Source organism: Streptomyces sp. NPDC039424, from assembly GCF_055639495.1.
Window position 1 is genome coordinate 78,854 of sequence record NZ_JBVKAI010000025.1, and the last position, 23,845, is coordinate 102,698.

The 23,845-nt window shown below is 71.6% G+C and carries 19 protein-coding genes and 2 riboswitches; of the genes, 8 read left to right on the forward strand and 11 right to left on the reverse strand.

The window, feature by feature from the left end:
- Positions 1-11: 11 nt before the first annotated feature.
- The 5 genes from ACZ7L0_RS38645 to ACZ7L0_RS38665 form a co-directional block, all read right to left on the reverse strand.
- The gene (locus ACZ7L0_RS38645; protein WP_471247260.1) at positions 12-1,760 is read right to left on the reverse strand and encodes an ABC transporter substrate-binding protein; all 1,749 of its coding nucleotides are present in this window, start codon (positions 1,758-1,760) and stop codon (positions 12-14) included.
- A 55-nt stretch (positions 1,761-1,815) separates the two neighbouring features.
- Positions 1,816-2,814: an ABC transporter permease gene (locus tag ACZ7L0_RS38650; RefSeq protein WP_471247261.1), complete on the reverse strand. Its 999-nt coding sequence runs from the start codon at positions 2,812-2,814 to the stop codon at positions 1,816-1,818.
- A gap of 350 nt (positions 2,815-3,164) precedes the next feature.
- Complete coding sequence (locus ACZ7L0_RS38655) at positions 3,165-3,923, reverse strand: enhanced serine sensitivity protein SseB C-terminal domain-containing protein (RefSeq protein ID WP_471247298.1); 759 nt, start codon at positions 3,921-3,923, stop codon at positions 3,165-3,167.
- Positions 3,924-4,057: 134 nt separating this feature from the next.
- A complete protein-coding gene (locus ACZ7L0_RS38660) occupies positions 4,058-4,849 on the reverse strand; it encodes an enhanced serine sensitivity protein SseB (protein WP_471247262.1) in 792 nt (263 codons plus the stop codon).
- Between the two features lie 77 nt (positions 4,850-4,926).
- Positions 4,927-5,595, reverse strand: coding sequence for an AAA family ATPase (locus ACZ7L0_RS38665; protein WP_471247263.1), 669 nt, complete (start codon positions 5,593-5,595; stop codon positions 4,927-4,929).
- 178 nt (positions 5,596-5,773) lie between these two features.
- A riboswitch (glycine riboswitch) is annotated at positions 5,774-5,885 on the forward strand.
- Positions 5,886-6,001, forward strand: a riboswitch (glycine riboswitch).
- Positions 6,002-6,039: 38 nt separating this feature from the next.
- On the opposite strand from ACZ7L0_RS38665, the gene gcvT reads away from it, so the two are divergent.
- From gcvT to ACZ7L0_RS38700, 7 genes are all read left to right on the forward strand, one after another.
- Complete coding sequence (gcvT, locus tag ACZ7L0_RS38670; RefSeq protein WP_471247264.1) at positions 6,040-7,158, forward strand: glycine cleavage system aminomethyltransferase GcvT; 1,119 nt, start codon at positions 6,040-6,042, stop codon at positions 7,156-7,158.
- A gap of 120 nt (positions 7,159-7,278) precedes the next feature.
- Entirely contained in the window at positions 7,279-7,656 is a 378-nt protein-coding gene (gcvH, locus tag ACZ7L0_RS38675) for a glycine cleavage system protein GcvH (RefSeq protein ID WP_471247265.1), read from the forward strand.
- Positions 7,657-7,672: 16 nt separating this feature from the next.
- A complete protein-coding gene (glyA, locus tag ACZ7L0_RS38680; protein WP_471247266.1) occupies positions 7,673-8,947 on the forward strand; it encodes a serine hydroxymethyltransferase in 1,275 nt (424 codons plus the stop codon).
- Between the two features lie 57 nt (positions 8,948-9,004).
- Positions 9,005-10,372, forward strand: a complete 1,368-nt coding sequence (locus tag ACZ7L0_RS38685; protein ID WP_471247267.1) for an L-serine ammonia-lyase — start codon at positions 9,005-9,007, stop codon at positions 10,370-10,372.
- Between the two features lie 120 nt (positions 10,373-10,492).
- Positions 10,493-11,524, forward strand: a complete 1,032-nt coding sequence (locus ACZ7L0_RS38690) for a phosphatidylinositol-specific phospholipase C domain-containing protein (protein ID WP_471247268.1) — start codon at positions 10,493-10,495, stop codon at positions 11,522-11,524.
- Positions 11,525-11,628: 104 nt separating this feature from the next.
- Positions 11,629-12,186 carry a glycoside hydrolase family 25 protein gene (locus tag ACZ7L0_RS38695; protein WP_471247269.1) on the forward strand — a complete coding sequence of 186 codons (558 nt, stop codon included), beginning with the start codon at positions 11,629-11,631 and terminating at the stop codon, positions 12,184-12,186.
- A 69-nt stretch (positions 12,187-12,255) separates the two neighbouring features.
- On the forward strand, positions 12,256-12,933 hold the full coding sequence (locus tag ACZ7L0_RS38700; RefSeq protein WP_471247270.1) for a Crp/Fnr family transcriptional regulator: 678 nt from the start codon (positions 12,256-12,258) through the stop codon (positions 12,931-12,933).
- An 18-nt stretch (positions 12,934-12,951) separates the two neighbouring features.
- On the opposite strand, the gene ACZ7L0_RS38705 is transcribed toward ACZ7L0_RS38700, so the two are convergent.
- The 6 genes from ACZ7L0_RS38705 to ACZ7L0_RS38730 are packed head-to-tail and all read right to left on the reverse strand — an operon-like array spanning position 12,952 to position 21,614.
- On the reverse strand, positions 12,952-14,616 hold the full coding sequence (locus ACZ7L0_RS38705) for a hypothetical protein (RefSeq protein ID WP_471247271.1): 1,665 nt from the start codon (positions 14,614-14,616) through the stop codon (positions 12,952-12,954).
- A complete protein-coding gene (locus tag ACZ7L0_RS38710; RefSeq protein ID WP_471247272.1) occupies positions 14,613-15,836 on the reverse strand; it encodes a protein phosphatase 2C domain-containing protein in 1,224 nt (407 codons plus the stop codon). The genes ACZ7L0_RS38705 and ACZ7L0_RS38710 overlap by 4 nt, the downstream gene beginning before the upstream one ends.
- A 1-nt stretch (position 15,837) precedes the next feature.
- Complete coding sequence (locus ACZ7L0_RS38715) at positions 15,838-16,518, reverse strand: vWA domain-containing protein (protein WP_471247273.1); 681 nt, start codon at positions 16,516-16,518, stop codon at positions 15,838-15,840.
- Positions 16,519-16,576: 58 nt separating this feature from the next.
- Positions 16,577-18,421 (reverse strand): hypothetical protein, encoded by a 1,845-nt coding sequence (locus ACZ7L0_RS38720; protein WP_471247274.1) that lies wholly within the window; start codon positions 18,419-18,421, stop codon positions 16,577-16,579.
- The gene (locus ACZ7L0_RS38725; RefSeq protein ID WP_471247275.1) at positions 18,418-20,742 is read right to left on the reverse strand and encodes a hypothetical protein; all 2,325 of its coding nucleotides are present in this window, start codon (positions 20,740-20,742) and stop codon (positions 18,418-18,420) included. Before ACZ7L0_RS38725 ends, ACZ7L0_RS38720 begins: the two co-directional genes overlap by 4 nt.
- The gene (locus ACZ7L0_RS38730; protein WP_471247276.1) at positions 20,739-21,614 is read right to left on the reverse strand and encodes a hypothetical protein; all 876 of its coding nucleotides are present in this window, start codon (positions 21,612-21,614) and stop codon (positions 20,739-20,741) included. Before ACZ7L0_RS38730 ends, ACZ7L0_RS38725 begins: the two co-directional genes overlap by 4 nt.
- Before the next feature lie 273 nt (positions 21,615-21,887).
- Between ACZ7L0_RS38730 and ACZ7L0_RS38735 the strand changes: the two genes are divergently transcribed.
- Complete coding sequence (locus ACZ7L0_RS38735; RefSeq protein WP_471247277.1) at positions 21,888-23,825, forward strand: beta-N-acetylglucosaminidase domain-containing protein; 1,938 nt, start codon at positions 21,888-21,890, stop codon at positions 23,823-23,825.
- Positions 23,826-23,845 lie beyond the last annotated feature (20 nt).

A 23,845-nucleotide genomic window follows, 5' to 3' on the forward strand; every position in this document is an offset into this window, starting at 1 on the left:
TTCCGGGGCTGCTACTTCGTGGTGCCGATGTTGAGGTAGTCGTACTGACCACTGAAGGCCGCCGTGGAGACCACGTTGGTGGCGTTCTGCGGACGGGCCAGCAGGACCTTGAAGTAGGTCAGCGGGACAAGGACGGCGTCGTCCATCGTCTTCTTGTCGATCTCGGTGTAGAGGCTGTTGCGCTCAGTGGTGTCCTGAGTGCCGATGGCCTTCGCCAGGAGGTCGTTGACGGCCTTGTTGTCGTACTGCGACAGGTTGGTGTTACCCGACTGGCTGATCGCCTTGCCGTTCAGGATCTGCTGCAGGAAGCCGAAGCCGGCCGGCCAGTCGGCGCCCCACTGCATCATGATCAGGCCGAGGTTCTGCTTCTCGGTGAACTTCGGGACACCCGCGTAGTCGGTGAAGTACTTGCCCGACGGGTACTGCTTGAGGGTGGCGTTGATGCCGACCTTCTTCAGCGAGTTGATGATCGCCGTGGCGGCGTCGATCTCCTGCGGGCGGTCGGAACGGGCCGAGATGTTCGTCGTGATCGACGACTTGCCGCAGGCCTTCAGCTGCTCCTTGGCCTTGGCCGCGTCGCCCTTGTTGCCGGTGGTCGCGTAGACGTCCGACTTCTCGTAGCCGGGGATGTCCGGCGGGAGGACGGTGGACGCGATCTCACCGCGGATCGGGCCGCCCTCGGCGGTCTGCACGGAGACCTTGTCGATGGCGTACTGCACGGCCTTGCGGCACTCGACCTTGTCGAACGGCTTCACCTTGGTGTTGATCGCCATGTAGACGAGACGGCCACCGTAGGTGTTGTCCGTGTTGGCCTTCTTGGCGGAGTCGGTGAGCACCTGGGCCTGGGTCGAGGCCTGGACACCCGTACCGCCGAGGTCGATCGCGTCGCCGGCCAGGACGTCCTTGTCGATCGTCTCCGGGTTGACCTTCAGGTTGACGACGATCTTTTCCGGGTACTGCTTGCGCAGCGGGTCGGTCTTCGGGTCCCAGTTCTCGTTGCGCACGAGGACGGCCTGCTTGCCGTCCTGGTAGCTCTGGAACTTGTACGAGCCCGAGGACACGATGCTCTTGACGTAGTCGACGCCCTTGTCCTTGGACTGGGGCACCGGGGCCGTCTGCGGGGCCGCGACCAGGTAGTCGAACTCCTGGAAGGCCTGCTTCAGGTGGAAGACGATCGTGGTGTCGTCCGGGGTCTCGATGGACGACAGGCCCTTGGCGCTCTTGTCCTTGTAGGGGCCCTTGTACTTGTCGCCGCCGGCCAGGAACTGCTGGAAGTAGTTCGGGCCGAGCGAGAGCACGTCACGCGCGAAGTTGGAGCGCTCGACGGCGTACTTGACGTCCTTGGACGTGATCGCCGTGCCGTCCTGGTACTTCAGGCCCGAACGCAGCTTGTACGTCCAGGTCTTGCCGCCGTCGCTCGGGACGCCCTTGCTCGCGGCGAGGTCCGGGACGAGGGTGTTGCCCTTCTCGCCGGCCGCGGGCTGGAACGTCATCAGCGGGCGGGCGTACAGCCGGCTGAAGTTGTACATGTACGCGTAGTACGTGTTGCCGGGGTCGAAGGAGTCCGGAACATCGGACAGCTCGTAGGTGAGCGTCCCGCCCTTCTTCGTGGAGGCGTTGACGACGTCCTTGGTCGCGGCGTTGGCGCCGGCCGATTTGGTGCCGTTGTCGTCCTTGTTGTCATCGGCCTTGCTGCAGCCTGCGACCAGCAGACTCGCACTTCCGATGGCCGCAATCGCGGCCAGCGCTGACCTTCGCATGATGGGCGGGTTCCCCTCCATTGTCGGAAACTTTTCGGGCTCTCGGCGGCAGGCGTCAGCGGCTGCGCGGGTCGAGAGCATCGCGGAGACCGTCACCGAGCAGGTTGAACGCCAGCACGGTCACGAAGATGGCGAGTCCAGGCACGATCATGTACTGGGGGTCGACCTGGTAGTAGGTGACCGCTTCCCGCAGCATGCCGCCCCAGGACGCCTGCGGGGGCTGGATGCCGACGCCGAGGAAGCTCAGGGACGCCTCGAAGAGGATGTTGGTCGGGATGAGCAGCGTCGAGTAGACGATGATCGGGCCGACCAGGTTGGGCATCAGCTCCCGGAACAGGATGTACGGGCCCTTGGCACCCATCCCCCGGGAGGCGTCCACGAACTCGCGCTCGCGCAGGGCGAGGGTCTGGCCCCGGACGATGCGGCCCAGGTAGGGCCAGTTGAAGAAGCCGATGACGAAGATCAGCACGCTCAGGTGGAGCGGGAGCCCTTCGAGGCCGAACGCGCCGCCCTGCAGGGTGGCGGAGATGGCGATGGCGAAGAGCAGGAGGGGGAAGGCGAGGAAGGTGTCCATCAGGCGGCTGATGATCGAGTCGACCCGCCCGCCGTAGTAGCCCGCCACGACACCCAGGACCGCGCCGATCACGTTCGACAGGATCGTGGCGCCGAAGGCGACCACCAGCGACACCCAGGAGCCCTCCAGGACGCGGGTGGCGATGTCCCGGCCGAACTTCGGGTCGACGCCCAGCGGGTGATCGAGGCTCATACCGCCCATGCCGCCCGCGGGCAGCGAGGTGTTGGCGTCGATGAGGTCCTGGTGGAAGGCGTTGGGGTCGAGGCCGAAGAGGGCCTGGATGGGACGGGAGAGGATCGCGACGACGATCAGCAGAATGACGATGACGCCGCCGGCGACGGCGACTCTGTCCTTCTTGAACCGGGTCCAGGCGATCTGTCCAAGGGAACGACCCTCGATCTGCCCCTTACCGGCACCCTCCAGCACAGCTTCCGGCTGTGCCTCGGCTGCCGCTCCGGTGGTCTCGATCGGTGCGGTCACTGTGACCCGACCCCTCTCGCCGGTGGTGACCGGCCTGCGCCTGCCGCGGTTTGCGGCTTTGTCGACTTGCACTCAGACACGAGGTTTCGACCTGGTGTCTGAGTCGCGAGTCTTCAGCGTCGTCGCGATCACCCGCCAGAGCTGACGGAGAAAGTATGCGCAACCGTGATGCTGTGCGGAGGATTCCGTTATCCGAACAGTGGGTAACGACCCCCGGACGGGGGCGAGTTGGACAGAACGGTAATTCCGCCCATTTCACCACCTTCAGCGGCTATCTACGCGCGCAGAAGAGCGTGGATTCTGTGAATCCTGTGCGCAGACGACGAAGGCGGGTTTGGCGGCCGGTCCGGTCAGTAGCCGCCGGGCGCGGGCGGGTAACCGTACCCGGCGGCGGGGGCCGGCGGCAGCGCGGGGGCATGCGCCTCGCGGTCGTAGAAGGGGCGGGCCTTGGCCCGCATCCACATCACCACCGGGTCGTAGTCGTCGGACATCGCGACGGTCGACACCGGCAGCCCGTCCGGGACCGCCCCGATGGACTGCTGCATCATCGCGCGCACCGAGTCCACGGCGGGCGGCGAGGTGTCGTACACCTCCAGGCCGACGGCGAGGTACGGCGCTCCGAGCGCGGGCTGCACCCAGGCGCGGCGCAGCGAGCGGACGGCCGGCGTGCGATGGGCGTTCTGCGTGAGCAGGGCATAGAACTGCGGCACCTCGATGCCGGGCTCGGACAGCCGCAGCGGGCCGGCCGGCTGACGGTCCAGGCCGGTGGCGATCCGGCGCAGGTCGAGCCAGGGGATGCCGACGCCGCCGCCCGGCGCGTGCGGGTTGAGCCACAGGCCGTAGTGGTCGGGGTAGAGGGTGCGGGCGACGTCGAGGCCGTCCACCACCTCGTACGACCTGTTCCAGCCGCTGGCGGAGAGCTCCTGGGCGGAGGTGACGCACGGGGCGTAGCCGAAGCCGTCGACCTCCATGTTCCCGTACTGGGCGTCCGGGGAGCCGGACTGACCATGCCACAGGAGCATCCAGACCTGGCCGGAGGTGGGGGTCGCGAGTGCGCGCAGCAGTGCCTCGTAGGCGTCGTAGCGCCCCGGCGTCACCTGGCGCAGCATGTGCTCGACCTGTCCGGTCGCGGTGCCGCTGCCGCTCGCGCTCACCTGGTTTACCGCCCCTTCGAGAAGTTGCCCCGGATATGCATCAGCTTAAGCGCCTGGGAGCCCCGGGCTCGCTGGCGCTTCAGGTGGGTTCAGTGGCCGTACTGGTAGAAGGGCCGGACGGTGGTCTTCATCCAGTCGCCCACCGGGTCCTCCGTCACGTCCAGCAGGACCAGGTTGACCGGCCATTTGACCGGGACCTTGCCGAGGGCCTGGCCCAGGGCCTGCAGGGGGAGGGCCCGGATGTCGCCCTCCCACTGGGAGAGTTCGACGCCTATGAACATGACCGGGTCGGCCGTCTCGATGGTGGCGAGGCAGCGGCGGGCGGTGAGGACCACGCCGGTCTCCGCGAACTCGGCGGACGCGGCGGCGAGGAAGTCCACCGGGTCGTCCTGCCAGTCGGGTTCGAAGAGGCGGACGCGGCCACCGCCCGCGGGGCCGTCCAGGGGGGTGCGGCCCGCGCGGCAGAGCTCGGCCACGGCGTCCGGCGGAAGGGGGATGCCGACCACGCCGTCCGGGTTGACGGCGATGCCGACCTGCGGGGGCAGGCCGCGGGCGAACTCCACGGCCGGGGCGATGGTGTACGACATGTGCGAGCCGACGACCTGGCGGAACTGCTCCTCGGAGCTGAAGACCGGCACGAAGGCCTGGCCGTCGATCTCCACCGTGGGCAGGTCCAGCGGGCCGCTGTGCGGGCCGCCGCCGCTGGGCAGCGGGATCCACAGGAAGCTGCGGCTCAGGACCTCGATGATCCGGCCGCCGGCCGAGGGGACGCCGAGGGAGGCCGACAGCACCTCCTCCAGCTCGTTGCCGGGCCATCCGCCGTGCGGATGGGGGTGCGCCTGTGCCGGGAAGTCCGCGGGAAAGTCCGCCGGGAAGTCCATCTGCCTACCGCCTGCTGGAAACCACTGTTGTGGCTGAAAGGCTAGCGGGTACCTGTGCGCGCATCCTCGGGGTCCGCTCAGCCCGCGAAACCGATCCCGCGCAGCGCGTCCGCCGCGTCCCGGTCGAGCAGCACCGCCGAGCCGCAGCCCGGGGGCAGCTCGCCCCGCTCCACCGCGCGCAGCAGCCGGGCGGCGGCCCTGCGGTGGCGCAGGAAGGCGTACCGGGAAACACCCCGGCCGCGCTCGCGCTGGCCCTCCCGGGCCGTGGCGGGCGGGACGTCGAGCAGCAGCAGGTGCAGCGTGCCGCCCCGGCGGCGGGCCTCGCGGGCCAGCCAGTCGCGCACCCAGGCCTGCGCGCCGCAGTCGTGCACGACGACTCCCTCGCCGGTGCGCAGGACGCGGCGCAGTCCGGCGTAGTGGGCGAGGCGGACCAGGGGGCGGTACACCGCGTAGGGCAGGTGGCGGGGCATGCGGCGCTGCCAGCGGTCGCGGGCGTCCTGGGAGTCGATGCGGACGCCCTCGACGGCGCGGTGCATCAGGGTCGACTTGCCGCTGCCCGGCAGACCGGTGACCACGACCAGGTCGCGGGGGCCGAAGAGGAGGCCGTGCGGGCTGCGTCCGGCGCGCTCGCGCAGGTCGCGGACGACCGGGGCCGGGCGCTCGTCGCACCGCTCGCGGGCCGGGGCCGCGGGCTGCCGGGGCACCGCGACGCCCGTGGTCGTCGCGTAGGCCGTGGTCCTGTTCACCGTGATCGTCCTCCCTGTGGGTCAGGAAAGGTTCTCCCCACCGAATGTAAAGAGAAGGTAATCCACCCTGTCTCTCGTTTCCGTGCGCGTACTGCCACAGCCCGGTTACAACTGGCTCGCACTGTCGAGCGGGGACGCGGCGTGCAATGATGTCCGCGCCAACTGCATACCGGCCGCTTGAATCCGCGCGGGAGAGTTCCCAGCGGCGCTTCGCCGAAGCGTCGTGCTGGGGCGCCGAAGGAGCAAGTCCCTCCCTTGAATCTCTCAGGCCCCGTTACCGCGCGGGCGAGGCACATCTGAAAAGCGGGCCGCTGTGACAGTGGCTCCACCCAAGGTGCAAGCCGTGTCCCCGTCTCCTAGGGGGGTCATGGCGAACCTCTCAGGTTCCGATGACAGATGGGGAGGAACGACCTCGCCTGTCATGCCCTGGGAGACGACCGACCGATGAGCAGCACCGCACTCCGCCACACCGCGCTCGATGCCCTGCATCGCTCGCTCGGTGCGACGATGACCGACTTCGCCGGCTGGGACATGCCCCTGCGCTACGGCTCCGAGCGCGACGAGCACCTCGCCGTGCGCACCAGGGCCGGCCTCTTCGACCTCTCCCACATGGGCGAGATCACCGTGACCGGCCCGCAGGCCGCCGCCCTGCTCGACTACGCGCTGGTCGGCAACATCGGCGGCGTGAAGACCGGCCGCGCCCGCTACACCATGATCTGCCGGGCCGACGGCGGCATCCTGGACGACCTGATCGTCTACCGGCTGGCCGAGACCGAGTACATGGTCGTGGCCAACGCCTCCAACGCCCAGGTGGTGCTGGACGCGCTGACGGAGCGGTCGGCCGGCTTCGACGCCGAGGTCCGCGACGACCGGGACGCCTACGCGCTGATCGCCGTCCAGGGCCCCGAGTCGCCCGGGATCCTGAAGTCCCTCACCGACGCCGACCTCGACGGCCTGAAGTACTACGCCGGACTGCCCGGTACCGTCGCCGGCGTCCCGGCGCTCATCGCGCGCACCGGCTACACCGGCGAGGACGGCTTCGAGCTCTTCGTGAAGCCCGAGCACGCCGTCGAGCTGTGGCAGGCGCTGACCAAGGCGGGCGAGGGCGCCGGGCTGGTGCCCTGCGGGCTGTCCTGCCGGGACACGTTGCGCCTGGAGGCCGGCATGCCGCTGTACGGGCACGAGCTGTCGACCTCGCTCACCCCCTTCGACGCCGGGCTGGGCCGGGTGGTCAAGTTCGAGAAGGAGGGCGACTTCGTGGGCCGCGAGGCGCTGGCCGAGGCCGCGTCCCGCGCCCAGGAGAACCCGCCGCGCGTCCTGGTCGGCCTGGTCGCCGAGGGCCGCCGGGTCCCGCGCGCCGGGTACGCGGTGGTGGCGGGCGGCGCGGTGATCGGCGAGGTCACCTCCGGTGCGCCCTCGCCCACGCTGGGCAAGCCCGTCGCCATGGCCTACGTCGACGCGGCGCACTCGGCGCCGGGCACGCCGGGCGTCGGCGTGGACATCCGGGGCAGCCACGAACCGTACGAAGTCGTGGCACTGCCGTTCTACAAGCGCCAGAAGTAGACACTGGGCGCGGGTACCCGGGCACCCGGGCGTGACCCTGCGCACATTTTCGCTGTTCACGCGCGTTTCCAGCAGTCCCTCTTTCACCAGCACTCCCCCGCGTACAGGAGAATTCAGGCCATGAGCAACCCCCAGCAGCTGCGCTACAGCAAGGAGCACGAGTGGCTGTCGGCCGCCGAGGACGGCGTCTCGACGGTCGGCATCACCGAGTTCGCGGCCAACGCGCTCGGCGATGTCGTCTACGCCCAGCTCCCCGAGGCCGGCTCCACGGTCACCGCGGGTGAGACCTGCGGCGAGCTGGAGTCGACCAAGTCGGTGTCCGACCTGTACTCGCCGGTCACCGGTGAGGTCACCGAGATCAACGAGGACGTGGTCAACGACCCGTCGCTGGTGAACTCCGCCCCCTTCGAGGGCGGCTGGCTGTTCAAGGTCCGCGTCACGGAGGAGCCGGCCGACCTGCTCTCCGCCGACGAGTACGTCACCCACACCGCCGGCTGAGGAGTCGTACCCCTTCATGTCTGAGCAGAAGTCGCTTCTGAACACGCCCCTGCACGAGCTCGACCCGGACGTGGCCGCCGCGCTCGACGCCGAGCTGCACCGCCAGCAGTCCACCCTCGAGATGATCGCCTCGGAGAACTTCGCCCCGGTCGCGGTCATGGAGGCGCAGGGCTCGGTCCTCACCAACAAGTACGCCGAGGGCTACCCGGGCCGCCGCTACTACGGCGGCTGCGAGCATGTCGACGTCGCCGAGCAGATCGCCATCGACCGGGTGAAGGAGCTGTTCGGCGCCGAGTACGCCAATGTGCAGCCGCACTCGGGCGCCTCCGCCAACCAGGCCGCCCTGTTCGCGCTGGCCCAGCCCGGCGACACGATCCTCGGCCTGGACCTGGCGCACGGCGGTCACCTGACCCACGGCATGCGGCTGAACTTCTCCGGCAAGCAGTTCAACGTGGTCGCCTACCACGTGGACGACTCCGGTCTGGTCGACATGGCCGAGGTCGAGCGGCTGGCCAAGGAGCACCGGCCGAAGGTGATCATCGCCGGCTGGTCGGCGTACCCGCGGCAGCTGGACTTCGCCGAGTTCCGCCGGATCGCCGACGAGGTCGAGGCCCACCTGTGGGTCGACATGGCGCACTTCGCGGGCCTGGTCGCGGCCGGGCTGCACCCGAACCCGGTCCCGTACGCGGACGTCGTCACCTCCACCACCCACAAGACGCTGGGCGGACCCCGTGGCGGCATCATCCTCGCCAGGAAGGACTTCGCGAAGAAGCTGAACTCCTCCGTCTTCCCGGGCTTCCAGGGCGGCCCCCTGGAGCACGTGATCGCGGCCAAGGCGGTCTCCTTCAAGGTCGCCGCCTCGGAGGAGTTCAAGGAGCGCCAGCGTCGTACGGTGGAGGGTGCGCGGATCCTCGCCGAGCGGCTGACGGCCGCCGACGCCCGCGAGGCCGGTGTCAACGTGCTGTCCGGTGGTACGGACGTGCATCTGATCCTGGTCGACCTGCGCGAGTCGGAACTGGACGGACAGCAGGCCGAGGACCGGCTCCACGAGGTCGGCATCACGGTCAACCGCAACGCCGTCCCGAACGACCCGCGTCCGCCGATGGTGACGTCCGGTCTGCGCATCGGCACGCCGGCCCTGGCGACCCGCGGCTTCCGGGCCGAGGACTTCGCCGAGGTCGCGGACGTGATCGCCGAGACGCTGAAGCCGTCCTACGACGTCGAGGCACTGAAGGCCCGGGTGAAGGCCCTCGCCGACAAGCACCCGCTGTATCCCGGTCTGAACAAGTAAGTCCCCGGTGGGGCACCCGCTACAGGTGCCCCACCACCCCCGCATTGAGGAGTTCCCGTGGCCATCTCGGTCTTCGACCTGTTCTCGATCGGCATCGGCCCGTCCAGCTCCCACACGGTCGGCCCGATGCGCGCGGCGCGCATGTTCGCCCGCCGGCTGCGCAACGAGGGCCTGCTGCCCTCGGTCGCGTCGGTACGGGCCGAGCTGTACGGCTCGCTCGGCGCCACCGGCCACGGCCACGGCACGCCCAAGGCGGTGCTGCTCGGCCTGGAGGGCGCCTCGCCGCGCACGGTCGACGTGGAGACGGCCGACGAGCGGGTGGCGGCCATCAAGGAGTCGGGGCGCCTGAACCTCCTCGGCGAGCACGAGATCGCGTTCACCTTCGACGACGACCTGGTACTGCACCGCCGCAAGGCCCTCCCCTACCACGCCAACGGCATGACCCTGTGGGCGCACGACGCCGAGGGCGCCGAAGTGCTGTCGAAGACGTACTACTCGGTCGGCGGCGGTTTCGTCGTGGACGAGGAGGCGGTCGGCGCGGACCGCATCAAGCTCGACGACACGGTCCTGAAGTACCCCTTCCGCACCGGCGACGAACTGCTGCGCCTGACCAAGGAGACCGGTCTGTCGATCTCCGCGCTGATGCTGGAGAACGAGCGGGCCTGGCGCTCCGAGGAGGAGATCCGGGCGGGCCTGCTGGAGATATGGCGGGTCATGCAGGCCTGCGTGGCGCGCGGCATGTCCCGCGAGGGCATCCTGCCGGGCGGCCTGAGGGTCCGCCGCAGGGCCGCCGTCTCCGCCCGCCAGCTGCGCGCCGAGGGCGACCCGTTGGCCCGCGCGATGGAGTGGATCACGCTCTACGCGATGGCGGTGAACGAGGAGAACGCGGCCGGCGGCCGGGTCGTCACGGCCCCCACCAACGGCGCCGCGGGCATCATCCCGGCCGTCCTGCACTACTACATCAACTTCGTCCCCGGTGCCGACGAGGACGGCGTGGTCCGCTTCCTGCTGGCCGCGGGCGCCATCGGCATGCTCTTCAAGGAGAACGCCTCCATCTCCGGCGCCGAGGTCGGCTGCCAGGGCGAGGTCGGCTCCGCCTGCTCCATGGCGGCGGGCGCGCTGGCGGAAGTGCTGGGCGGCAGCCCGGAACAGGTCGAGAACGCCGCCGAGATCGGCATGGAGCACAACCTCGGCCTCACCTGCGATCCCGTAGGCGGCCTCGTCCAGATCCCCTGCATCGAGCGCAACGGCATGGCCGCGGTCAAGGCGGTCACGGCCGCCCGTATGGCCATGCGCGGCGACGGCTCCCACAAGGTGTCCCTGGACAAGGTCATCAAGACCATGAAGGACACCGGCGCCGACATGTCCGTCAAGTACAAGGAGACGGCCCGGGGCGGGCTCGCGGTGAACATCATCGAGTGCTGACGCCCGTTTCTCCCGTGTCTTCCGTGTCTACCGTGTCTCCTGTTCCTCCAGGGGCTACCGCCCAGTAACCGCTTACCCCTTCGCTGCCGCCAACTCGGCGACAGCGAAGGGGTTTTCGACGTGCGTACGGTCAGGCGGGTGGCGGCGCTGCTCGGGGTGGCGGCGATGGTGTTGGCAGCGGCGGGCAACGCCCGGGCGGTGTCGGGGAAGTTGGCGGGCACGACGGCGATCGGTACGCACAACGCGTACGAGAAGTCCAAGTACACTTACTTCGCACAGGCGTTGGACTTGGGGGCGTCGCTGCTGGAACTGGACGTCTACGCCGACAGCGTGAACCACCGCTGGCGGGTCAGTCACGGCAACCCGCTGGGCAACGACAACAACTGCGAGTACGCCAGCACCCCGAGCGAGCTGTACGGCAAGCAGCGCAACCAGGACCTCGGCAGCTGCCTGGACAACATCGCGGCCTGGAACCAGCTCCACCCCGACCACGCCCCGATCGTACTCAAGGTGGAGATGAAGGCCGGGTTCAACAACGACGCCGGGCTCGGGCCCGACGAGTTCGACGCACTGGTCGCCTCGAAGCTGGGCAGCAGCGTGTACAAGCCGTCCGACCTGCTGGGCTCCACGTACTCCACCCTGGACGCGGCGGCCAAGGCGAACGCGTGGCCCGAACGGGACGCCCTGAAGGGCAAGTTCCTGTTCGAGCTGATCCCCGGCACGGTGGAGGAGTCCAACCCCCTCGACGTCTACTGGACGGACGAGGAGTACGGCGACCGCCTGCGCGACCTGTACGCGGCCGGGAACATCTCGGCGGCCCAGGCCTTCCCGGCGGTGCTCGGCGCGGCGGGCGGCGATCCGCGCACCAGCCGGTACGACGCCTCGATCCGGCCGTGGTTCGTGTTCTTCGACGGCGACGCGGCGACGTACGTCAACAGCGGCTACGACACGTCGTTCTACTCCGCGAACCACTACATCCTGATCATGACGGACGCCTACAACGTGTCCCCGGCGATCTCCTCGACCAGTCCCACGGACGCGGAAGTGGCCGCCCGTCTCTCCCTGCTGGCCGCGGACCACGCGAGCATCATCACCTCGGACTGGTCGGCGAAGTCGGCGGCCGTGCTGGGGTCGGTGACGACCCGGGACTGACCGGCGCAAGCCGACGTTCCCGGCGCGGCGATGAGTCGCGCGTGCCAGGCTGGGGCATACACGAGTCAACTCCTGTCACCCCACTGGCACAAGGGAGTCCCCCCATGCTGCACGGCATCGATGTGAGCGCTTACCAGTCCTCGTCGTACGACACCGACGGCCTCTCCTTCGTCTTCATCAAGGCGACGGAAGGCCGTTCGTACGTCAACCCCAGACTCGCCGCACAGACGAAGACCGCCCGGGACGCCGGCCTGGTCGTCGGCTTCTACCACTTCCTGTGGCCCGGCGATCTCACCGCCCAGGCCGAGTACTTCGTCAAGCACGCCCCCGAGAAGGCGGGCGACATCCTCGTCGTCGACTGGGAGACGACCGGCGACGGGACCCACGCGAGCAACGCGGAGAAGGATCGGTTCATCCGGAGGGTCAAGGAGTTGAGGCCCGACAACCGGGTCGTGCTGTACTGCAACCGCGATTACTGGCTGAACGTCGACACCACCTCGAACGCCGGGGACGGCCTCTGGATCGCCGACTACGTCACCGCCGGCAAGCCCCGCATCAAGGCCAAGTGGCGCTTCCACCAGTACAGCAGCGAACCGCACGACAAGAACGTGGCCGCCTTCGCCGACGAGGAAGCCCTCCGGGCCTGGGCCACGGACGACTGACCGCCCGTCAGGGTGAATCCGTCGGTCCGGGCAGGTTTCGGGATGACGCGATGGGGCCACACTGGCGCCGTGACGATCCGTCCCGCCCCCTTCTGGGAGGCCCTCGACCCCGGTGACCGGGCCGCGCTGCTCCGGGCGGCGACCCGGATGTCGCTGCCCGCGGACCAGCAGTTCCTGACCCAGGGGGAGGACTCCGACCACCTGGTGGTCCTGCTGCACGGCTGGGTCAAGGTGATCGCCCAGTCGCACGCCGGCTACCGCGCCCTGCTCGCGCTGCGCGGCCCCGGCGAACTCCTCGGCGAACAGGCGGCGGTGGAGCGCGGACGCCGCTCGGCCTCGCTGCTCACGGCCACCGCGACCGAGCTGCTGAACCTGCCCGCCACCCGGTTCCAGGTGCTCGCCCGCTCCCGCCCCGGGGTCGCCGCGGCCCTGGAGCAGACCCTCTCGCAGCGGCTGCGCGAGGCCGACCTCCAGCGCGCCGGCATCACCGAGCCGGTGCCCGCCCGGCTCGCCGTCCTGCTCCTCGACCTGGTCGAGCGCTGCGGCCACCCGGATCCGGACGGCTCCGGCCACCGCATCGGCCTCGCCCTCTCCCAGGACGACCTGGCCGGCCTGCTGCTGACCTCCCGGCGCACGGTGAGCCGCGTACTGGAGCAGTGGCGCGCGCAGGGCTGGATCGTGACGGGACGTCAGGCCCTCCTGGTGCGGTCGGCCGACCAGTTGAAGCGGCTGGCCTTCGGCGGGTGAGCGGCGGCGGGCGGGTCCTCAGCAGGTCGTGTAACGCACCCCGTTCCTGGGCGCCTTGTAGATCCGGTAGCCGTCGGACTCGGTCAGCTGGTACGTCACTCTCCAGTGGTCGCAGGTGTCGCCGGGGCTGCCGGCGGGGCCGTAGCCGGCCTGCTGGTGGCTGGTGAAGTTCAGGGTGGCCAGGGTGTAGTCGCCGATCGAGCTCAGGTTTCGCAGGACGAGGTCGCCGTCGACGGTGGTGGACATCTGCTCCTTCCATTCGCTCCGGCCGGCTTCGGAGCCGAGGTCGACCACCGCGGTGCCCGGGTCGTAGTACCGCAGCGCCGTGTCGTACCGGTGCTCGTTGATCGCGCCGAAGAACTCGGCGAACATCTCCGCCACGTCCTCGGCGGACGGGTCGCCGGCGACCTGGGAGTAGTCGACGGTGGCCCCGGAGGCCACGGCCCGGTGTGCGGGCGGGGTGGTCTCGTCGGCGGGGTCCGGGGAGGTCGCGTCGGCGCCCGAGTTCTCGCCGACGAACGTGCCGACGCTGGGCGGCACCGAGGTCGACGGGGCGGGAGAGTCGTTCGAGTCGTCCATGTGGGTGGCCGCGTAGCCGCCGACCACTCCGACCAGCACGGCGGCCAGCAGCCAGCGGAACCATCCGCCACCGCCGGTCGAGGTGGTCTGCCGCGGGTGGGAGGACGGTATCCGGAACCCGGCCGACGGGGTCTGGGCCGTCGGCTGCCACGGGGGTGCGTTCGGGGTCGGGTTCGGGGTGGCAGTGATGGTGGGGGGCGGTGCGGCGCGCTTGACGCGGCCGTGTTCCAGCTCCAGTACGGGGATCCACTCGGCGAGCGTCGGGCGCCGCTGCGGGTCCTGGTTCCGGGCGCGCGCCGCGAGGTTGGCGAGCTGGGTGGAGACGGCCCTGAGCGGGCCGAGGTCCCCGCTGTCCTGGCTGCGGTTGAACACCCGCGCGGCCAGCAGCCCGAACTTCCAGGAGTCCGAGGCGGCGGTGGCCTTCGCCGCCTCGGGCACCTCCCAGTCGGGGGTGTCCACCTGCTTCAGCACGTCCTTGCCCGCGTAGCGCATCGAGTCGCAGTCGATGAGCAGGCAGCGGGCCGGCCCGTCCAGTGTGAACAGGACGTTCTTCGGTGACAGGTCGCCCACCGCCACCCCGTGCCGGTGCAGCCGGTCGACGGTGCGGGCCAGGTCCAGGAGCACCTCCAGGCGTCGCGCGTCGTCGACGACGAGGCCGATCCGGGTGCCGTAGGAATCGTGGTTGAGCAGGAACTCCAGCGCCTGCTGCCGCACGTCGCCCAGCTGCGGGCTGTGCAGCTCGTAGGGCCGGGTCACGCGCTGCATCAGGAAGCCCGCCACATGGGTCTGCGGGTTCCGGGAGGGCAGCGGGTGCTTGGGGGTGTCGCCCCGGTACACCAGCACCCTCGGCCAGGTCAGCCGGTCGTCCAGGAAGGCCCGCTCGGCCGGGGCGAGGAGCTGGCGGAAGCAGACCATGTCGTACAGCACGTCGCTCTGGTACGGGATGTTCGGCAGGTACTCCTTGTAGGCCAGGTACTCGCCGGGGAACTTCCCCTGCGGGTCCGGCACCCCGTACACGATGCCCTGGCCGCCGCCGCCCAGGCGGTGCGCCGGATAGTCGCCGAGCTTCTCGGCGAGTATCCAGGGCACCCTCACGTCGTTCATCGCGGGCCTCCCGGCACCCCGCCACGCGGCCACAGGGCGACCAGCGTGCGGTCGTCGTCGAAGGTCTCGCGGTAGAAGTCGAGCAGGTGGGCGAAGGCCAACGGCGATACGGGGCGGCTCAGTTCCTCGCCGAACAGCCGGCCGACCGCGCCCCGGCCGTCGCCGAGGGGGTCGCCGAAGCCGTCCGTGCCGATCAGCAGGACACTGTCCGGTGCGAGGCCGTACTCGAAGGGGGCGACGTCGGCCGGGACGTACGGCATGGGCCGCACGGCCGAGGAGACCAGCCCGTCCGCGCCGAAGGACTTGCCGCCGCTGAGCGGGTAGACCCGCTGGTGCTTGATCGCCCACGCCCCGGAGTCGCCCACCGACACCAGGGCGACCCGCACACCGTCCTGGGTGGGGGTGGCCGCTCCGGCGACCAGGGTGGTGGCCAGCAGGTCGGCCGTGTCGTCCACGCCCGCGTCCGGCCGCCGCAGCAGGCGGCGGGCCTGCTCCAGCAGCTGCCAGTGCACGGTGTTCAGCAGCTTGCGCCAGTCGGTGACCCGGCCGCCGCTCGCCCGGACCTGGGCGAGCAGCTCGTCGACCGCGCTGCGGCAGGCCAGCTGGGAGCCGATGTGCGGCTGGCGCGCGTCGGAGACGCCGTCCGCGACGGCGAACACGACCGTGCCGGTGAGCTCGTCCCAGGCCGCCGCCGCGTCGTCCTCACGGGGGCGGCCCTCGGTCCGGTGGGCGTAACCGCGCACGGAGGCCAGCCGCAGCTCCAGCGTGCCCGTCGACCAGCCGTCGCAGACGGTGTCGGGGCGGTAGGACAGGCCTCCGGTGGGCGGCTTCGTCTCGTAGTGGGGGACGGCGCCGTCCACGGCGATCGTCGCCCACCCCTCGGCGAACCCGCTCCTGTGGGGGGCGGGTTCGCGGGCCTGCTCGGCCGTCCGGGCGGTCGGGCCGCCCGGCGGCCAGGCCTGCGCGTCCTGCTGCCAGTCGTAGACGTAGGGCTGGGCGGGTGCCTGCGGGACGGTGTAGGACTCGGCCGGACGCTGTGCGTACGGGTCCTGCTGGTACGGGTCCTGCTGGTACGGGTCCGGCTGGTACTGCTCAGGCTGGTTCTGCTCCGGCTGGTGCTGCTCCTGCGCTCCCAGCGGTGGGGCGGCCGGGCGGGGAGGCGGCACGCGCCGCTGCTCCCCCCGGTCGTCCTCGGAGTGACGGTTGTGGAACAGGGGCACGTCAGATCACATCGATCGCGACGGTGAAGCCTTCCGGCTTGTCGACCACGAGCTGCGGCTGCGGCGAGCCCAGCGAACGCCCCGAGGAGATCACGCTCTTGGTCAGGGCGGTGCAGAACTTCGCGATGGCCCCGCCGACGTCGACGCCCTTGTTGGCGACGAAGCCGAACTGCTGCTCGGTGGCGACCTGGCTGATGGTCTGCGCGTCGGCGTCCACGATGCCGCAGGCGATGATGTTCGGCGCGCCGAGGGTGGTGCTGCGGTCGGTGAGGCGGCGGTGCGCGTCGAGCCAGTCCTCGCCGTGGTTGGGCAGCCCGTCGCTGAGGAAGAACACGGCGGGCCGGTGCACCTGGTAGCCCTCGCGCTTGAGGGCGTTCACGTCGTTCGGGATGCGCGTGATCAGGTCCTCGAAGGCGGCGAGGTAGCTGGTCATGCCGCGGGTGCGCAGCCGCGGGAACTCGTTGGCGCTGCGCAGGTCGACCAGGTGGACCCGCTCGACCACGTCGTCGGAGAAGCCCAGCACCGAGAAGCGCACCTTGGCGGCGGCCATCGGTTCGCCGAGCAGGGCCTGGTGCAGCGAGCGCAGGCCGTCGTTGAGCTCGTCTATGTGGTCGGTCATGGACCCCGACTCGTCGGCGAGGACGTAGATGGGGAGCAAGTGCCCCCGGTTGCTTTCCATCATCGTCTTTCCGTTCTTGCGTGGTGGGGACTGCGTGGATCGTGGAAACGGGCCGGACGGGTCAGAACGCGTCCTCGGCCCTGCGGAAGCCGTCCGGCGGGCTGACCGCGAACTGCGGGTCGCCGGAGGCGATCCGGCGTGCGTAGCCGACGACGCTGTCGCGCAGGAAGGCGGCCAGGCTGTGCGCGGCGGACACGGCGTCCTGGTTGGGCGGCGCCATGAAGGCGAACTCGGGGCGGGTGGCCACGGCGCGGATCGCGAAGGTGTCGGCGCGGCCCAGGCCCAGCGCGATGACGTGCGGCGCGGCCGGGTTGCCCGAGGTGTCGGTCAGCGCGCGGTGGGCGTCCCGCCAGCGGTCGCCCTCCTCGGGCGCGCCGCCGGTGACGAAGTGGACGATCGGCCGCAGCACCTGCGCGCCCTCGCCCTTGACCACGCCGACGTCCTGCCCGACGACGGTCTTCAGCAGCTGGAAGGCGTGGGTGTACGACAGTCCCGGCCGCCCGGTGAGGATGGGTGTGCGCGTGCCGGGTGTGACCGTCTCCAGCTGGAGCCGGGGTTCCGCGGTGGCGGCCATGCCGAGGACGGACAGCCGCAGCGCCGTGGAGAGTTCGGGCGCCGAGGAGAGCGCGGAGTGCAGGTCGCTCAGGCCGCGGTTGATCTCCTCCAGGCAGTCGCGGTCGAGTGACTCGTCGAGCACCAGGTAGATCAGGGCGGTGTAGGCGGGGGTGGCGGGCCGTCCGGAGTACGGGGGGCCGGGGTCGCCCACGACGGTGGAGCCGGGGCCGTAGGCGGCGGAGGCGGCGGGGGCCTGAGGCGGGGGGTAGGCGGGCTGGGGCCGGGTCTGGGTGTACGACGGCGGCGCCTGCGCCGGTCCTCCGGTGGCGGTGGCGGCACCGGCCAGCTGGGCCGGCGGGGCGTCCCAGGGGCGGGCACCGGTGAGCTGCGGGGTGGTGGCGGACGGGAGCTGGGCCTCGCCGCCGGTGGCGCGGCCGACCGCGTCGGTCAGCAGCGACCGCATCACCTCCAGGTCGCCGGCCTGCACCAGGTTCTTCTCGGCCATCGCCTGGAACAGGCCGAGCGCGCGCTGGTTCTGCAGTTCGGCGGTGGCGAAGCGGGCCTCCTCCAGTTTGCGCATCATCTCGAAGGCGCCGGCGGCGTCCTCCGGGTGGGTGATCAGGTAGTGCCGGATCAGGCCCTCGCTGGTGGTGAGGGTGTCCTGCATGGAGGCCGCCTGGCGGGCGGTGGCCTCTATCTCCAGCTCCTGTTTCTTGGAGTCCAGTTGGCCCTGGCGCAGGACGTCGCCCATGTTGGGCAGGTGCTCGGCCTGGCCGAGGGTCTCGCGCCGGCCGGCCTCGATCAGGGACTCCAGATAGGCCTTGGACTTGTCGTCGGGCTGCACGCTCACCTGGCAGCCGTACACGATCAGCCCCTCGGCGAGGGCGACCTGCTGGGCGCACTTCTGGTTGAGGTAGTGCTGGAGGCCGAAGGAGTCCTCGATGGCGAAGCGCTGCCCGGCGCCGTGGAAGAGGCTGGTGAGGTAGTTGTGCACCAGGGGCAGCGGGTTGTCGATGCCGGAGCGCACCACGGCCTTGGCGCCCTCCCAGCCGTCGACGCGGAAGGCGAAGTCCACCTTCACCTCGAAGGCGTGCACGCCGTCCCGGGAGACCAGCGGGTTGCGGCCGAGGACGGCACTGCGCCGGCAGGGGCGCAGATCGATCTCGTAGCGCATGCGGTACTTGGAGAAGACCTGTTGCGAGGGCTTCAGCGGGCGGCCCTCGAAGCACTCCACCTCGCCGGAGGCGGTGGCGTAGACGACCGCCAGATGCGGCTCGGTCGCCTTGGTCGGGCCCACCGCCATGCGGGGCACCTGCGTCCGGTTGACGATCAACGAGACCGGCTCGTTCACCGGCCACCTCCTGCTTGAGTGGGTCGAGCGGATGGCGCGGTCCGCAGGGCGGCGCCGAGGACGGCCGCCGAGCGGGGCAGGGGACGGAAGCGGTCGCGGTCGGTCCACTGGGCGGCGTAGCGCCGCAGGAGCAGACCGGCGCGGGGCGAGCGGGCGGCGACGTCGTCGACCAGGATGCGGACGAAGTCGTCCAGGAGCTGGGGGTCGGACTCGGCCTGGGCGGCCCAGGCCTCCAGGACGGTCGCGGCCTGGTCGGAGAAGACCTCGCCGCTGATCGCCTCGGCCCACAGATAGCCGATGAGGCGGCGCAGTTCGCCGCCGGGCGGGCTGTCGGCGGCGAGCCTGAGCAGGGTGGGGCGGCTGCGCCCGGGCAGGCCGCCGGCCGGGGGTTCGTCGGAGACCAGGGCGTTGGCGAGGATGAGGAAGGCGAGGTGCCCGGTGGGGCGGCTCCGCGGTTCGTGCGCCATCTCGGCGAGGGCGCGCAGCACCGCCGGGGCGTTCGCCCGGACGTCGTCCTCCATCAGGTCGGCGACGGCGTCGCCGATCTCGATGGCGACCTGGATGTGGTCGACGGCGCCGAGCCGGGTGAGGGCCTGCACGGCGGTGGGCAGGTCGGCGCCGCCCAGGCACAGGCCGTAGGCGCGGGCGGCGGCGGCCTGGAACTGCCAGGGGCCGCCCGCGTACCAGCCCTCGACGAGGGTGCGCACCCCGGCCCGCAGCGCGGGGTCGCGGGCACAGACGCGCAGCGCGTAGGCGATGGCCTCGCGGCGCAGGTAGCCGCTGTGCTCGTCGCGGATCCACTCGGGGAGGACGAGGGTGCTGATGGCGTCGAAGGACTCGGTGGCGATCAGGCCGAGGGCGGTCCCGGCGAAGCTGCGCACCTGCTGCGAGGGCTTGTCGACCAACTCGGCCAGCCAGTCGAGGAGTTCGCCCTGGATGTGGTACTGCGACCAGGCGTGCCGGATGATCCGAGCCGGGTAGTCGGGGTTGCGGTACTCGGCGACGGTGCACGGCAGCCAGCCGTTGTCGCCCCGGGTGACCGCGGTGACGGTGCGGGCGCGCAGCTTCTCGGTGAGCATCCGGCGGGACTGGTCGAAGGGGTCCTGGCGCAGCGGTACGGGGCCCCGCTCGACGCTGGCGGTCAGCACGCCCCGGTCGCTGCGGAACCGGTCCAGGAGGGTGCTCGCGGCCATGGCGACGTACTCCTGGGGCAGGCCTCCGAGGACGGCGAGGGCGACGGCGTGGGTGCGCAGCCCGGTGTCGCCGAGCCCCTCGAACCACTCCTCGGGGCCCTCGCCGCCGGTCTGGTCCATCCGGGTGCGGACCCGCTCCAGGTCGATGGCGCCGGCGCCGTGTTCGTGTCCGATGACCTCGGCGAGGCGGGCGGCGTCGCGGCAGGCGGCGCCCTGGTCGAGCAGTTCCTGGCACAGGTCCAGGACGCCCGCCGCGGCGAGGGCGCGTTCGGCGTCCTCCTCGCCGAGCCGGTGCGCCAGGTGGGCGGAGAGGATGTCGTGCAGGGCGTCGGGGCGGCCGATGCGCTGTACGTACTCGCCGACGCCGCGGCCGAGGTCGGCCTCCGGTCCGGCGATCAGCACGAGGTGGGCCTGGGCCTGCGCGAGCAGGTGCTCCAGGCCGGCCAGTTGGGGCCCGCGCAGTTCGCCGAGGTCGGGGGGCCGGTCGAGCAGCAGGCCCGCGCCGCTGCCGAGCTGGGTGAACTCGGTCAGCCGGGTCAGTTCGGCGACGGAGTCCAGCAGGTAGATGGAGCCGGCCCGGGCGGAGATCAGCAGCCGTACGGCCGCGGCGGTCTTGCCGGCGCCGCCGGGTCCGCGCAGTACCACCGAGCGGCGCTGCCAGGCGTCGGCGACCACGTCGTCCCAGCGGGGCGGCGGCTGGAAGGTGTGCCGGACGCTGTCCACGATGCCGGTGGCCAGGGCGCGCAGGACGACGCCGCGTTCGCCGTCGGCATGGATGACGATCTTGTCGCCCTCGACCCGGTCGCCGCCGATGTGGGTCCAGGCGGTGCGCAGCAGTCCGGCGCGCAGACTGCCCTGGCCGGCGCGGGCGGTGGCCTGGCGGGCGGAGGCGTTGGTGCCGACGGTGTTGTCGGGGGGCGCGGGCTGCTGGGCGTCGCCCTGCTGGGGGGTGGCGCCCTGCTGGGGGGTGGCGCCGTCGCCGCCGGTGCCCTGGCCGGGCGGGGGTGGGCCGCTGCCGCCGCCCGGTGGGGACGCGCTCCCGGGCTGTCCCGGCGGGGGCGCGGTGTTCGCGGGGGGTGCGGTGGTCGTGGGCTGTGCGGTGGTGGGTGGGGGTGCGGGGGTGCTCATGAGCCGTCCGCGGGGGTGGCACGGTGGGGCGGGGCGGGGTGGCCGGCGCCGTAGTGGTGGACGGTCTTGTCGCCGTTCACGTAGTCACCGCCGACGGCCACCGCGCCGTCCCCCACGGCTATCTGGCTGTCCCTCACTCCGCTGATGTACGGCGTGGACGGCGGGACCGGGCTCCCCGGTCCGGTCCCGCCGTCTGCCGCTCCCGCGCGGCCGCCCGTGCCGGGGGTGACCCCGGTCCTGCTGTCACGTGGCGGCTCCCCCGAGTCCGCGGGAAGTCCGGGCGGCGCCGGGTAGCCGGGTACGGTGACCCAGCCCCGGCGCGGCTCGCCGTGCTTGGTGACGAAGTCGGCGGGCAGGTAGGCCGCCGGGTCGATGCCCGGGTAGCCGCCCAGCACCACTTTCCGGTGGATGTCCTCGGAGACGACCACCACCAGGTGGGCCCGGCCGGCCCGGGCGAGCACCTGCTTGACGGGGCCCGCGTCCACCAGCCGGGCCAGGTCGTTGATGGCGTTGCCGGTCCACAGCTGGCCCTGCTGGATCACCAGCCCCTGGTTGAGTCCGACCCGCAGCCGCATCCGGTGGTCGTGGTTGAACTGGCCCTTGTGTAGAACCAGGGCGTCCTCCAGGCCGCGCACCAGCTCGCGCAGCAGCCTGGTGGGGCTGGTGCCGACCGGGATCAGCAGCAGCATGCCGTCCCCGCGGTCCTGCCAGGGGCACTGGTCCAGGTCGAGCCCGGCGCGGCGCAGCGCGAACCCGACCACCTGGTGCATGCTCTGGTGGAGCGTCGCCTGCGTGGTCTCCGGGCGCAGACTGAAGTCCTCGATGTCGAGGAGCACGATCCAGTGGGTGAGCGGATCGTCCGGAACCAGCATGTGCGACCTCCCGTGCCGGAGCAGGGCGCGCGTACGCCCCGCGCATATCTGGATAGGACCTGTTGTGGGCAGTGTCTACGCCATCTGGCGCACAATGCCCTCTTGTCGACGTGTTCGACGCTGTTTCCGGCACATCGTCACACGCACGCGTACGATGCCCCTCGACGTTCTGGAAACACCCCGTACGGAAACTGTCGGTCCGTCATAATCCGTGCTCCCGGTGGTGGTTCCCGGTCGATGGCAAGAGCGGTACGGACGGTGGAGGGGGCTCGGGTGCGCCAGTTCCGCGTCCCACCGCGGCTGTTGCTGGGCTTCGTGCTCGGCCTGGTCCTCGTGGTGTCCGCCCGTTCCTGCGGCGACGGTCCGGGAGGGACCCCGGCGGCGGCTCCGGCCCCTTCGGCCGGCGGCGACTCGGCGGTGACCCGCGCGGGCGGTGCCCCGGCGGGCCTGCCCGTCCTGTGGCCCGCGCCCCAAAGTGTGCGGCGCGAGGCCGGTTCGGTGCGGATCGGCCGCGCCGTGGCGGTGCGCTCCGACGCCGGGACGGACGCGTCCACGCTGGACGCCGTCACCCGTGCGCTGCGCGCGGGCGGGGCCCGGGAAGTACGGCTGGGGGACGCGCCGAAGTCCGGCGAGCTGCTGGTCACGGTGGCGTCGGGCGGCACGCCGGCCGAGCTGTCGGCGCTGGGGGCCCAGGGGCCGTCCGGACTCGCCGCGGGGGGCTACGTCCTCGCCGTCGGCGCCGACCACGGGCGGCCCCGTGCAGTCCTGGCCGGAGTGGACCCGGCCGGTGCCTTCCACGCCGCGCAGACCCTCGCCCAGCTGGTCCGCCCGGTCGGCTCGACGGCGGCCCGCACCGAACTGCCCGCCCTCCGCGTCCGCGACTGGCCGGCCACCGCGGTCCGCGGCATCGTCGAGGGCTTCTACGGTGAGCCGTGGACGCGGCACGAGCGCCTGGAGCAGCTGGACTTCGCCGCCCGCTTCAAGCTCGACACCTACGTCTACAGCCCCAAGGACGATCCCTACCTGCGCGCCCGCTGGCGCGACCCCTACCCCGAGGACCGGCTCGGCGAGCTGCGCGCCCTGGCCCGGCGGGCGGAGGCCGACCACGTCTCCTTCGTGTACGCCCTCTCCCCCGGCCCGTCGATCTGCTATTCGTCCGCCGCGGACACCGCCGCTCTGATCGGCAAGTTCCGGCAGCTGTGGGACGGGGCCGGGGTAAGGGCCTTCGCCGTGCCCCTGGACGACATCGACATCGACCGCTGGAACTGCGCGCGCGACGCGGCCGTGTACGGCAGCGGGCGGGGCGCGGTCGGACGGGCGCAGGCGGATCTGCTGAACAAGGTGCGGCGCGAGTTCCTCGACGGCCGCCCCGGTGCCGCCCCGCTGCTGACGGTGCCCACCGAGTACGACGGGTCGGCCGCGAGCGCGTACAAGAGCCGGCTCGCGGCAGGGCTGGACCGGGACGTCACCGTGATGTGGACCGGGCCGCTGGTCGTCTCGCCGCGCATCCGCGCCGACCAGGCCCGCGAGGCCGTACGGCGGTACGGGCACCCGGTGCTGGTGTGGGACAACTACCCGGTCAACGACTACACCGCGCAGCACCTGCTGCTCGGCCCCTACACGGGCCGCGAGGCGGGGCTGCCCGGCGTGGTGGCGGGCGTGCTGGCCAACCCGATGAACCAGGCCGCCGCCTCCGACCCGGCGCTGTTCTCGATGGCCGCGTACGCCTGGAACCCCACGGCGTACCGGCCCGCCGACGCGCTCGACGCGGGCCTGAGCGTGCTGGCCGACGGCGACGGGCGCGCCCTGACCGCGCTGCGCGCCTTCGCCGACGTCAACCGGGCCTCGCGGCTGGACTCGGTGCAGGCGCCGCGGCTGGCGGCGCTGACGGCGGCGTACTGGCGGGGCGGTGCGAAGGCGGAGGCCGCCCTGCGCGAGCGGCTCGGCGTCCTCGCGTCGGCGCCCCGGGCGGTGCCCGCGTCCCTGCGCACACCGGCCGCCCCCTGGCTGGCCTGCACCCGGGACTGGGCCCGCGCCGCCCTCGCCGCGCTGGACGTGCGCGACGGCAAGGGCGCACGGGCCCGGGTGACGTCCCTGCGGACCTCGGCCCGCTCCCACACGATCGTGGACTGGCAGGGCCGGACCCGGGCGGTTGAGGTGGGGGCCGGGGTGCTGGACGTCTTCGTGGCGCGGGCGCTGGGCGAGCGATAGACCCTGGTGGGACCTGGTGG